Annotated in this window: 9 protein-coding genes and 1 riboswitch; of the genes, 7 read left to right on the forward strand and 2 right to left on the reverse strand. The window is 44.0% G+C overall.

Going from position 1 to position 12,261, the window contains the following annotated elements; genetic code table 11:
* Nucleotides 1-96 precede the first annotated feature (96 nt).
* From OCV57_RS04890 to OCV57_RS04910, 5 genes are all read left to right on the forward strand, one after another.
* The gene (locus OCV57_RS04890) at nucleotides 97-1,593 is read left to right on the forward strand and encodes a sodium-dependent transporter (protein ID WP_267300638.1); all 1,497 of its coding nucleotides are present in this window, start codon (nucleotides 97-99) and stop codon (nucleotides 1,591-1,593) included.
* A gap of 375 nt (nucleotides 1,594-1,968) precedes the next feature.
* Nucleotides 1,969-4,239 carry an ABC transporter ATP-binding protein gene (locus OCV57_RS04895; protein WP_256321338.1) on the forward strand — a complete coding sequence of 757 codons (2,271 nt, stop codon included), beginning with the start codon at nucleotides 1,969-1,971 and terminating at the stop codon, nucleotides 4,237-4,239.
* A 16-nt stretch (nucleotides 4,240-4,255) separates the two neighbouring features.
* A complete protein-coding gene (locus tag OCV57_RS04900; protein ID WP_195249065.1) occupies nucleotides 4,256-4,798 on the forward strand; it encodes a DUF1854 domain-containing protein in 543 nt (180 codons plus the stop codon).
* Between the two features lie 35 nt (nucleotides 4,799-4,833).
* Complete coding sequence (locus tag OCV57_RS04905) at nucleotides 4,834-7,014, forward strand: ABC transporter ATP-binding protein (RefSeq protein ID WP_117891876.1); 2,181 nt, start codon at nucleotides 4,834-4,836, stop codon at nucleotides 7,012-7,014.
* A 46-nt stretch (nucleotides 7,015-7,060) separates the two neighbouring features.
* A riboswitch (Fluoride riboswitch) is annotated at nucleotides 7,061-7,132 on the forward strand.
* Between the two features lie 43 nt (nucleotides 7,133-7,175).
* On the forward strand, nucleotides 7,176-8,375 hold the full coding sequence (locus tag OCV57_RS04910; RefSeq protein ID WP_267300639.1) for a cation:proton antiporter: 1,200 nt from the start codon (nucleotides 7,176-7,178) through the stop codon (nucleotides 8,373-8,375).
* Nucleotides 8,376-8,707: 332 nt separating this feature from the next.
* On the opposite strand, the gene OCV57_RS04915 is transcribed toward OCV57_RS04910, so the two are convergent.
* Both OCV57_RS04915 and OCV57_RS04920 read right to left on the reverse strand, forming a co-directional pair.
* On the reverse strand, nucleotides 8,708-9,160 hold the full coding sequence (locus OCV57_RS04915) for a DIP1984 family protein (RefSeq protein WP_267300640.1): 453 nt from the start codon (nucleotides 9,158-9,160) through the stop codon (nucleotides 8,708-8,710).
* Nucleotides 9,161-9,172: 12 nt separating this feature from the next.
* Complete coding sequence (locus OCV57_RS04920; protein ID WP_267300642.1) at nucleotides 9,173-10,408, reverse strand: RtcB family protein; 1,236 nt, start codon at nucleotides 10,406-10,408, stop codon at nucleotides 9,173-9,175.
* Nucleotides 10,409-10,550: 142 nt separating this feature from the next.
* Here OCV57_RS04920 and OCV57_RS04925 point away from each other — a divergent pair, with 142 nt between their 5' ends.
* Nucleotides 10,551-11,795, forward strand: coding sequence for a WYL domain-containing protein (locus OCV57_RS04925; RefSeq protein WP_267300643.1), 1,245 nt, complete (start codon nucleotides 10,551-10,553; stop codon nucleotides 11,793-11,795).
* A complete protein-coding gene (locus OCV57_RS04930; protein ID WP_267300644.1) occupies nucleotides 11,792-12,175 on the forward strand; it encodes a hypothetical protein in 384 nt (127 codons plus the stop codon). The genes OCV57_RS04925 and OCV57_RS04930 overlap by 4 nt, the downstream gene beginning before the upstream one ends.
* Nucleotides 12,176-12,261: the final 86 nt, after the last annotated feature.

The following is a 12,261-nucleotide window of genomic DNA, read 5'->3' on the forward strand; positions in this document are numbered from 1 at the left end:
TTTAGCATAGTAATATGATACTTTGTGAAAATTTGACAAAAGCCACGATATACTATATAATAAAGATTGTATGACTATTTTTACAGGAGAATTATTATGAACGAAAATAAAAACAGAGCAACCTTTCAATCCCGATTGGGATTTATACTTGTGTCCGCAGGGTGTGCCATTGGTCTTGGCAACGTGTGGAAATTTCCATACATCTGCGGACAAAACGGCGGCGGAGCTTTTCTGTTCCTATACCTTATCTGCCTTGTGCTGTTGGGTCTTCCAATACTCATATGCGAATTTGCCATAGGCAGAGGAAGCAACCGAAGTCTTTCTCAGGCTTTCAACCGACTTGAAAAGCCAGGTAGCCGATATCACTGCACAAAATACACAAGCATTGCAGGAAACTATCTGCTCATGATGTTTTACACCATGGTCACAGGCTGGATGTTATACTACGCTTTCAAATACGCCACTGGCTCGTTGGACGCTTCAAGCACAGCGGCAACGGCTGAGGCTTTTAAGGATATGCAGGCTTCCCCGTGGCTCATGCTCATATTCTCGGCTATCGTTATCGTACTTTGTATCGGTGTTTGCGCACTAGGATTGCAAAATGGCATTGAAAAGGTAACGAAATTTATGATGATACTGCTTATGGCGCTCATGGTGGTGCTGGCGGTGAACTCTATCAGGCTGAAAGGTGCTTCTGAGGGGCTTAAATTCTTTCTTGTGCCTGACTTTGACGTATTTAAAGAAAAAGGCTTCACACCAGTGCTTTTCGCCGCAATGACTCAGGCGTTTTTCACACTGAGCATAGGCATAGGCACAATGGAGATCTTCGGAAGCTATCTGAAAAAGGACCGCACTCTTGTAGGCGAGTCTGTGAACGTTATCGTTCTTGACACTGCCGTGGCTATCGTTGCGGGACTTATCATAATCCCTGCCTGCTTTGCATACGGCATTGAGCCTGACTCAGGTCCGTCACTGCTTTTCATCACTCTGCCTAACGTTTTTCACCACATGGCTTCAAGCCGCTTGTGGGGAATATTCTTCTTCATCTTCATGTCATTTGCGGCACTTTCCACTGTTATCGCAGTATTTGAGAACATTATCACAATGTCAGTTGAGCTGTGGGATTGGAGCAGAAAAAAATCACTTATTGTAAACCTTGTGATGATACTTGTGCTTACAATGCCTGCTGTGTTTGGATTTAACCTGCTGAAAAATATCCAGCCTATGGGCGCAGGCTCGACTATCATGGATCTTGAAGACTTCTTGGTATCATCGAATCTTCTGCCACTTGGCTCTCTTGTGGGAGTGCTTTTCTGCGTTCGCAAAAACGGCTGGGGCTGGGAGAACTTCATCAAGGAAGCCAACACTGGCAAGGGCAAGCATATCCCTAACTGGCTTCGCAGTTACATGACATATGTTGTGCCTGCGCTTATATGCTTCATCTATCTTAAAGGCTACTACGACACATTTTCAAACAGAAGCAAGCCTATCCTTATTGGTTGGATGTGCTTTGCGGTGATACTTCTTGCACTGATATTCTGGGCGGCTTTTTCAAAAAGTAAAAAAATATTGAAAAAACCTATTGACAAATAGAAAATTTGGCTATATAATAAATTTTGCGTGATATTTCACGAAAATTCGTATAATGATAAACGCTATGAATATAAACTGAAAGGCGGTGGGTAAAATGAGAAATATTCTTTTTGATCTTCTAAAGACTAACGAGAATACAAGCCTTACAAATAACGTAAGTTCAATATGCCTTTCAGATGTCATTTTGCCTGCCCTTATTACCAAAAGCTAATGAGATTTTTATCAGCTTTCTGGATATTATACTGCAGATCTATTGCGACCTCTGATATCAGGTATCAGAGGTCTTTTTTTGACCTGTTATAGGCAGTTACATTATGCGAATTTACAGAATTATATCGGAAGAATATGAAATTTATCCCGAAAAGGAGGTAATACATGAAGTTTTTTGACGTTTTGCCACAGCTTGCAGAAAACGAACTGCTAAAGCGTGGAGTTATGACCGACGAGCTGCTTTACTGCGTAAAAGCTGACCTTGACGGTGAGGGCGGATATGTGGACGTATACATAACTTTTACAAAAGACACCCTTTGCATACTCCGTGGCTATGAAGAATACGGAAAAATGAAGCGTGGGCAGAAGAGAAAAAATCTCGTAAGCTTCACAGTATCAGGCTATGATGAATACCCCATAGACAGCATTGAAGAAATGTTTGTTGACCGCTATGCAAATTCCGCAAGACTTATGATAAAGGACAAGTCAGGCAAGGAATTCCCTATAGCGAGGTTCTCACTTGGCTTTGCTGACAAATTTGAGAAATTCAGCCAGCGTGTGAACTGCACAGCCAAGAACGAGCCTATTGACGACCGCCTGCTGGAAGGAGTAAAGACCCACTGTCCTACCTGCGGTGAGCCTTATCCTGACCCTAACCGCCCTGTCTGTCCGAGATGTGTAGACAGACGCTCGGTGTTCAAACGCCTGCTTTCTATGTTCGGTGAATTTAAGGGTGCGGTATTTCTCATACTGCTCACCATAGTTTTAAGCAACGTTTTCGCAGTGCTTTCGCCGATATTCGGCTCTCAGATGCTCTATGATGATGTGCTTGCGGAAAACGGAAAATACTATGGCAAGATACTCATGATAGTAATGCTCATCGTGGGCATAAACATTGCAGGAATGATAATGCGTATCATTTCAGGCATTATAACCTCAAAGGTCGTGCCTGTTGTTACGCACCGGCTTAGGGTGAAGATATTCTCCTCAATGCAGCGGCTTTCCCTTGACTTTTTCACAAGCAAACAGACAGGCTCGCTTATGTCAAGAGTTGACCGTGATAGTCAGAACATCTACTGGTTTTTCACGGATATAGTGCCGTATGGTCTTACAAACGTGGTAAAGATAGTGGGCATTGCGGTGATAATGCTCACAATTTCGCCACTTCTGTCACTTGGCATAATCCTCACTATCTCGGTGATAGAGATAGTTCAGCACCAATTTTACAAAAGCCAGCGCAAGCTTTACCGCAAATATGACGTTGCAATGCGTTCTGCAAACTCGGTGCTGTCTGACGTTATGAACGGTCAGCGTGTGGTAAAGGCTTTCGCCCGTGAGGACAGAGAGATAGAACGCTATAGGGTAAAAAACACTGACGCATTTTTGATAAACTCAAGGATAAACTCACGAATAGCAAACACTATCCCTGTTATATGGACGTTCTATAGGATAGTGAACAAGCTTGTTTTCTGCCTTGGCGCAGTGCTTGTCATAAAAGGTCACATACTATTCGGCGCACTTTCTGCACTTATCTCATATACCGAAATGGCGATGGATCCTATCAACTTTTTCACATGGATAGGCGACCGCTGGGCAAAATGTATGGACGCCGCATCAAGAATGTTTGAGATAATGGACGCTCTGCCTACTGTAAAAGAGGACGAACACCCTGTTCATATGGAAAACATGAAGGGGGATATCGAGCTTAAAAATGTATCCTTTGAATATGAAGCAGGACACCCTATCATAAAAAACGTTTCTTTCAAGGTGCAGGCTGGGCATATGTTTGGAATCGTTGGTAAAACAGGCGCAGGAAAATCCACTATCATAAACCTTATGGCAAGGCTTTATGACGTAACAGGTGGTGAGATAACCATTGACGGTGTGCCTATCAGGAAGATAGCTTTTGACGATCTGCGCAGAAATATCGGTATAGTTTCTCAGGAAACTTTCCTTTTCATAGGGTCGATAGCTGACAATATCCGCTATGCAAACCCTGACGCAACCATGGAAGAAGTTATCGAAGCGGCAAAGTCCGCAAACGCACATGAGTTTATAACAAAGCTCCCTGAGGGCTATAACACTAAGGTTGGCGAGGGCGGAATATCCTTGTCAGGCGGTGAAAAGCAGAGAATATCTATCGCGAGGGCTATCATTCAGAAGCCTAACATACTTATCCTTGACGAGGCGACCGCTTCCATGGACACAAGGACAGAGCGAAAGATACAAGCCGCTATCGACAATCTGAAACAGGGCAGGACGATTATTTCTATCGCACACCGCCTTTCCACTCTCCGTGACGCTGATATGCTCTGCGTTATCGAAAACGGAGAACTTAAAGAAATGGGTACACATGACAAGCTCATAAAAGAAAAAGGCAAATATTTCGAGCTTTACAAGCTGCAATCTGAAGCATTGCAGTTCATAAACGAATAGTAAGGAGATGAACATAATGGCTGAAAATATTACCGCTGAGCAGGAGGTCTACGAGGTCGATAAGCTGACCTTGCTTGACTGCAAAAAGATACGCCTTGCAAAGGAAGAAAGCGGCTTTCTTACCCTCGATTATGAGGGCAGGACTTATCACAAGGTAAACCCCACAAGGCTCATACCATTTTACTCAAAGACCACCTACATAAGCCTTTCATACGAAAATTCTGAAAAAGAATTTCGTGAGATAGGCGTTATAAAAGATATGGCGGAGCTTGACGGTGAGCAAAACAAGCTTCTTGATAGCTATCTTGAATACAAATACTATATGCCTGAGATAACAAAGGTCTACAGCATAAAGGACAATATGCGTGGTGCGATCTTTGTAAAGGCTGACACCACTTCGGGGCAGAAAACTATCTGTATCCGTGACTGGTATCAGAATTTCAGAATGATAGGCTATGATTATCTCTACGTCAACGACGCAGACGGCAACAAATATTTCTGCCCTGACATTCACAAGCTTGACAGAAAGAGCCGTCAGGTGCTTGAAATGTACACCTAAAAGGTGTTAGACCACACTGAAAGGAGTGTGAAAATATGGATCTAAAAACTTCCCTGCCACAGAATGCCCCGGCAGACATTGTTTACTCCCTGCCTGCAAACTTCACCTGTAAGGGCGACAAAATGGACGGACATTTCTGCGTGACAAAAGAAAAGATATACATTTACAACGGCAGTGAGATAACACTTGAATACAGCATAGACGATTTCTCCGAGTTTGAGTGCAAACAGCAGATAGGCACTTCAATGGCTCAGGGAACGCTGAAAAGCGGTGAAACTATCTGCTTCTGCGGTTTTTCACAGGATCAGTTTCTCAGATACGCCGAGCTTATGAAGCTTCTTGACCACTGTTTGCGCACAGGCGAGCTTATGGAGATAACCGACACGGAAGAGCCTGTCTGCCCAAAATGCGGTCTGCCGCTGGAGGGCGCAAAAGAATGTATCTACTGCACAGGCAAGGGCAAGACAATGGTCAAGCTCATAAAACGCATTGCGCCATACAAGAAATATTTTGCGATCGCAGTTATATGCACGATACTTTCCGAGCTTATTTGGGTGCTTGCGCCATATCTTGACAGAGTTATAATCGACAAGTATGTTACCCCGAAAAACACCCATTGGGCAGGACTTGCAGGAGTTATCATCACTATCGTCACCCTGCTGCTTTTGGCAGGAGTGTTTGAGTTTTTCAACATGAAAAACAGTTTCAAGGTGGCTCTCAATTTGGGTCGTGACCTTAGGCAAGAGATATTTGAAAAGTCACAACAGCTTTCTATGAACTCCATATCAAAGCGAACAGCAGGCGAGCTTATCAACCGTGTTTCAAGCGACGCCGCAAAGCTTGAGGACTTCATCACTGCAAACGGCAAGGACGCCATAGTAAAAATACTTTCCCTTGTGATAATAGGCATACTGCTTTTTATCATGGACTGGCGGCTTGCGCTTATGACAGTTTTGCCTGTGCCGATAGTTTTCATAATAGTGCAAAAGCTTTTTGACGCCATGGCGATACGCTACACAAAGGTATGGAAAAACGGCGTTTCTCATGGAGAAACTTTGCATGATATCTTAAACGGCATAAGAGTTGTAAAGTCCTACGGCAACGAGGTAAGGGAGATACAGCGCTACACAGAATGTTCCGAACGCTGGGCGAAAAGCTGTGTTCGTGCGGAAATGATGTGGTATCTCACCATTCCTGCCTCAGAATTTATCCTCACCATTGGTAACTTCTTCGTACTGTATTTCGGTGGAAACATGATTCTCGACCACACCATGACATTAGGTCAGCTTATACAGTTCACCACCTACGTTGCAATGCTTTACGAACCTATACGCTGGCTCATACAGATACCGAGAAATCTTGCGGACACCTCAGTTTCCGCAGGCAAGGTCTTTGAGATACTTGACGAGGACACTGACGTTCGTGATTGTGATGACCCTATTGACCTTGACATTCAAGGCGATATCGAATTTGACGGCGTTTATTTTGGCTACAAGGTATACAATCCTGTGCTGAAAGACATAACCTGCAAGATAAACAAGGGCGAAATGATAGGCATTGTGGGACACTCAGGTGTGGGAAAATCCACAATGATAAATCTTATTCTCAGACTTTATGACTGCACGCAGGGAGAGATACGCATTGATGGTGTGAACATAAAGGATATTGCACAGCACAGTCTGCGTTCACAGGTGGGCGTGGTGTTGCAGGAAACTTTCCTTTTTGACGGAAACGTACTTGAAAATATAGCATATGCAAAGCCTGACGCTACCTTTGAGGAAGTAATAAGGGCAGCGAAAATTGCGAATGCTCATGACTTTATCACAAAGCTCCCTGACGGCTACAACACCCGAGTGGGCAACAAGGGCTATCAGCTTTCGGGTGGCGAACGTCAGAGAATTGCCATTGCAAGGGCGATACTCCATGACCCTAAAATAATAATACTTGACGAGGCGACGGCTTCTCTTGACACTCAGACGGAGAAGCAGATACAAGACGCTTTGGGCAAGCTCACAAAGGGCAGGACGACAATTGCCATTGCTCACAGACTTTCCACCCTCAGCAACGCCGACAGGCTTATCGTCCTTGACAAGGGCAGACTTGCAGAGTTCGGCACTCACGCTGAACTTATGCAGAAAAAAGGCGTATACTACAAGCTTGTTATGGCTCAGCGCCAGACCACAAAAATGAAAAAAGCCCAACCACAGACCTGTTAAGCACTTGACATTATCACGGCAATGTGGTAAAATACAATAGTAAAATCTCATATCGGGGAATGATGTTCTCCCCTGGGAAACCTAAACCGCTTATTAAGCTGATGACTTCTGTTTTTTACGCAGGAGTTGTCAGCTTTTTTTGATTTTTGGGAGGTATAATTATGTTATTTTCACTGGCTGTGATCTTTCTTGTGGGGCTGTCAGCCGCCGCCATTTTTCAGACTATCGGTCTGCCGAGGATAATCGGTATGCTTGCAACGGGCATTCTCACAGGCACTTACGTTCTCGATCTGCTGGATCCTAAGATACTTGGCATATCCTCAGAGCTTCGGCAGATAGCCCTTATCATTATCCTTATCAAAGCAGGGCTGTCACTCAATTTGTCTGACCTGAAAAAGGTGGGCAGACCTGCGGTCATGATGTCATTTCTGCCTGCAAGCTTTGAGATACTGGGATATTTTATCCTTGCTCCACTGCTTCTTGGGATAAACCACACGGAAGCCGCTGTTATGGGTGCGGTGCTTGGTGCGGTATCCCCTGCGGTGGTAGTGCCGAGAATGGTGAAGCTCATAGAAGAAAAATACGGCACTGAAAAAAGCATACCGCAAATGATACTTGCGGGAGCTTCATGCGATGATATTTTCGTTATCGTGCTGTTCTCCACATTCGTAACAATGGCACAGGGCGGCTCTGCAAAGGCGACGGATTTTCTCAATATCCCCGTGTCAATAATCCTCGGAGTGCTTCTCGGCTCGCTGTCAGGGTTTGTGCTTTTCTATATTTTTGAGATATCCTACCGCAAAGGTAACAAAATAAGAAACAGCACAAAGGTCATCGCTATCTTGGGCTTGGCGTTCCTGCTCATGTCAGTGGAAACATTTTTGGAACCTTATGTAGCTGTATCGGGACTTCTTGCAGTTGTGGCAATGGCTTGCGTGATAAAAATAAAGGCTGACAAAAGCGTGTCTGCAAGGCTTTCAGAAAAGTTCGGCAAGCTTTGGATAGCCGCTGAGGCTGTGCTTTTTGTCCTTGTTGGTGCGGCAGTGGACATACGCTACACCCTTACGGCAGGTGTGGCGGCTGTACTTCTTATTTTCGGAGCGCTTATTTTCAGAGCCGTGGGAGTATGGATATGTCTTCTCGGCACGAAGCTGACCCTTAAAGAAAAGCTTTTCTGTGTAACGGCATATATGCCAAAGGCGACAGTTCAGGCGGCTATCGGCTCAGTGCCGATGTCCCTTGGTCTGCCCTGCGGAAAGATAGTACTTTCTGTGGCTGTGCTTGCGATCCTTATCACAGCACCCCTTGGTGCAATAGGCATTGACCGCAGCTATAAAAGGCTTCTTGCACATGAGGAGTAAAAGGGCGTAAAATAGGCGATTGTGGCACTCTCTGCACATTTTATGAGTGAATAATTTGAGCATTTGCACATTTCACGAAAAATTCTGATTACATTGCATAAAAAAATCGGCACGACCAAATCAAGGTCATGCCGATTTTCATATCCCTACCCTATCTACAGTTGATGCAAGGTGGTAATAAGAATTTGTTACGATACGCGTGTTACGTTGCTGGCAATGCGTTGTCAAATGAGGACTTGAACCTCTGAAACCTGCCCGAAGTTTCTGTCCATAATCAGCACATTCTCTGCTGATAGAGATACATCCACCCTGTAGATATCCCACCCATTTTATTACACCAGCTCTGTTGTCCAGTTCAGCTCCTGAATTTTCTCGTCCACAGTTCTCAGTTCTTTTGCAAGACCGTCAACCGTTTTCTGTATCTCTGACACAGGCACAGTGCTGACTATTTTTATCTCTGTTCTTGTCATTCTTGTGACACGGTCGCTTGCGGTATTCAGAAAATCCCGCAATATCCTTACCTTCTTTTTCAGACAATCTCTGTGTGCAAGAAGCTCTGTGATAGTCTTGCCCTCGTATACTGTTCCGCTGTTGGTAAGATTTATCCTCGCCACCAGATCTTCAAGACGGACTATCAGCCTGTCAAGCTCCTCCATAAGAGCCTTTGGGTCTTCCGCAGGAACATCGCCCTCCTGCACCTTTGCGTTATTGTCAAGTCTGACTGAGATCGTGTTTATTCTGTTCTGGATATCAGAACGTTCAGCCAATGCAGTTGCAAGTTTCATATAAATTACCTCCTATCCTTTGACAACGCCCACTGTGAAAAGCTTCTTTATAGGCGTAGTCAGGTCACTTTGATTTTTCATAACAACATCTATATCCTTGTAAGCAAAGCGGCACTCCTCAGCCACGTCTTTCTTACTGGTCTTTCCAAGCACCACGTTTCTTTGCCTCAGGTCTACCATAACAGACTCAACGGAGAATTTCTCCTTTGCGCCTGTGCGTGAATAGTTTCTGCCTGCGCCATGAGATGAAGTCAAAAAGCTTTCAGCCTTGCCCATGCCCTTGACTATATAGCTGTTTGAGCCCATAGAGCCTGGGATTACAGCGACTTCGCCCTCAGCCGCATGGATAGCGCCTTTGCGGTGTACCCACACGTTCTCTCCGTAGTGATTTTCCAGTGCGGCATAGTTATGGTGACAGTTTATCTCGTCACTATAGTTCGGTGTGATACCCGTATACTTCTCAACCTGCTCTGTGAAAATATGCTTTACCTTTTCAAGCATTACCTCTCTGTTTTCAAAAGCAAAGTCCATTGCAAGCTTCATCCAATTAAGATATCTCTGACCCTCGTCTGTATCCACAGGAAGAAACGGCAAATTATACTCTGAGGGAACAGTTGAAAAATACTTGTCATTCATCTCATGGGCTATCTTGTTGAAATACTGCCCTATCATGTTGCCGAACATTCGGCTTCCCGAATGGAGCATTATACAAGCCATGCCGTTTTCGTCTTCCTGTATCTCGATAAAATGGTTTCCACCACCCAGTGAGCCAACGGAATAATATCCCTGCTCGATAAATTTCAGCAATTCGCTGTCAGCATTGTATCTTTCTATCTCGCTTTGCGCCTTATCAAGCACGGCAGAAGTCTGCGGCTTGCCATAATGACTAAAGCCCACTGGGATAGTACGGAGTATATTTCCTACTATCACCTTTATAAGCTCGCCGCTCCCTGTTACAGTGTCACGAAGAATGTTCACAGGGATATCTGTCTGCACGAATGCCATTCCACAGCCGATGTCAACGCCCACTGCATTTGGGATCACCGTATTTTTGCAAGCTATCACACCGCCTATAGGCATTCCCTTTCCTGTATGAGTATCAGGCATCAATGCGATATGGTCATGGGCGAATGGAAGATTTGCAAGGTTTATCGCCTGTTCAAGACAGCTTTCCTCGATATCGTCCATAGACTCTGTCCATATCTTGATCGGTACTAGCATTTTATCTTTATCATAATATTCAAACATTTTGTGCGCCTCCTACTTTTGCTGTTGTATGTATTATAGCAGATAGATACAAAATAATCATATAAAAAAAGGTGCGAGGTTTTGTTATGTATTGCAATGGGAGTATAGATTTGGTATAATGTTATCAAAGGAGGTGTTCTGAATGGCGGTATATTCTGAACTTATAAAGAATTTTGAAAAGATAAGAGAATATGTGCGTGATTTCTATATCTTTGGGTTTCACACAAGAGAAAGCTTTGACGCAAAAAGCAAGCGCACCTATGACAACGAAAAACGCAGGATAGAAAGCTGGCTTTCAGACCACGTTCACACCTCTTTGGAGGGTCACAAAAAGAAAGTATCTGTGCAGGTGGATTCGGGAAACATTTTTCAAAACCCACTGTATCAGTGCTATCGTTCAAAGACCTTTACGGACAATGATATCCGTCTGCACTTTATTTTAATGGACGCTCTTGAAGATAACGCCATGTCGGTGTCGGAGATAGCAGACTATATTTCTGCAAACTACAGCATGGTAATAGACGTGCAGATAATCCGTATCAAGCTAAAGGAATATGTAAAAGAGGGCTTGGTGTCGGAGGTCAAAAGCGGAAGAAATATCCTATACACCAAAACCGGTTGTTACGCAGATGATATTGTAAGCAGGTATAAGGGCTTGGGGGATATGATAAAATTCTTCTCTGAGGAAAACCCTTTTGGCGTGGTGGGCAATTTTATCATGGATAAGCTTAATGCGAAAAATAATATTTTTGTGCGAAAGCACGCTTACATGGTGCATACTCTTGATGATGAGATACTCATTGATATCATGGGGGCAATGGAGCAGAAAAAGGCTGTTCTGCTATCCTGCGTAAGCCGAAAGAACGACAAAAAGCACGAGATAACAGCCGTTGTGCTGAAGATACATTGCTCGGTGCAGACAGGAAGAAATTATCTTATTATGTATTTTGCAAAGCAGAAACGTCTGATGTCTGTAAGGGTGGATTCCATAGTGAAAGTTACTCCCCTTGATGTGGTAGCTGACTATGATACATATTACAGATATTATGAGGACAACCGCAGATTTTTATGGGGAACGAGCTTCGGAAAAGCTCGCAAATACGGACAAAAAGAGCATATCCACATGGAGATAGCGGTAGACGAAGCAAAAGAAATGTATGTTGTGAAGCGTTTGGAACGTGAAAAAAGAAGCGGTACTGTCGCAAAGATATCAAATGGGCTTTACTCCTTTGACATTGACCTTTTTGACGCTAACGAAGCCTTCCCATGGATAAAAACGTTCATCGGCAGGATAGTGGCATTTGAAACAACAAATGAGGAATTGCGGGATAAATTTGATTCGGATATCGCAAGGCTTTATGAAATATACGGAGGTGCTTACGAATGAAACTCTTTTCGGAAATTTACAGCACCTATTACAGCATAACGGAGAAAATCCTGAAAAGACACACTGTCACAAAGGCTGAGATAGCAGATATCATCAGGCAGAACGGCTTTTCTGAAAGCGTTCTTTTCCTCGAACCTAAGCTCACAGGCGAGGACGGATATGGTCTGCTGAAAAAAGAGAACAGCATATACAGATCTATCCTGAAAAAAGAGCCTCATATCCCGCTGACGGCACTTGAAAAAGCGTGGCTTTGTGCAGTGCTAAGCGACCCGAGAAGCGGTCTGTTTCTTGACACTGAGCAAAAGTCGCAGTTGGCGGATCTGCTTGGTGCGAAAAAGCTATATCGGAGAAACTTTTTGACCTGCTTTGACCAATATTGATGTAGTATAATAAAACTTGACACAATCCACCCACGAAAATATAATAAAAAAGAAGGAGAGTGTCAAGGAATGGGACAGGTAAAACA

The sequence above is a fragment of the Hominimerdicola aceti genome, assembly GCF_025567495.1.
Taxonomy (GTDB): domain Bacteria; phylum Bacillota; class Clostridia; order Oscillospirales; family Ruminococcaceae; genus Hominimerdicola; species Hominimerdicola aceti.

Bases quoted from the DNA above. Each gene is read 5' to 3' on its own strand.
- OCV57_RS04890 (WP_267300638.1), top strand. From the start codon at position 97: ATGAACGAAAATAAAAACAGAGCAACCTTTCAATCCCGATTGGGATTT.
- OCV57_RS04895 (WP_256321338.1), top strand. From the start codon at position 1,969: ATGAAGTTTTTTGACGTTTTGCCACAGCTTGCAGAAAACGAACTGCTA.
- OCV57_RS04900 (WP_195249065.1), top strand. From the start codon at position 4,256: ATGGCTGAAAATATTACCGCTGAGCAGGAGGTCTACGAGGTCGATAAG.
- OCV57_RS04905 (WP_117891876.1), top strand. From the start codon at position 4,834: ATGGATCTAAAAACTTCCCTGCCACAGAATGCCCCGGCAGACATTGTT.
- OCV57_RS04910 (WP_267300639.1), top strand. From the start codon at position 7,176: ATGTTATTTTCACTGGCTGTGATCTTTCTTGTGGGGCTGTCAGCCGCC.
- OCV57_RS04915 (WP_267300640.1), bottom strand. From the start codon at position 9,160: ATGAAACTTGCAACTGCATTGGCTGAACGTTCTGATATCCAGAACAGA.
- OCV57_RS04920 (WP_267300642.1), bottom strand. From the start codon at position 10,408: ATGTTTGAATATTATGATAAAGATAAAATGCTAGTACCGATCAAGATA.
- OCV57_RS04925 (WP_267300643.1), top strand. From the start codon at position 10,551: ATGGCGGTATATTCTGAACTTATAAAGAATTTTGAAAAGATAAGAGAA.
- OCV57_RS04930 (WP_267300644.1), top strand. From the start codon at position 11,792: ATGAAACTCTTTTCGGAAATTTACAGCACCTATTACAGCATAACGGAG.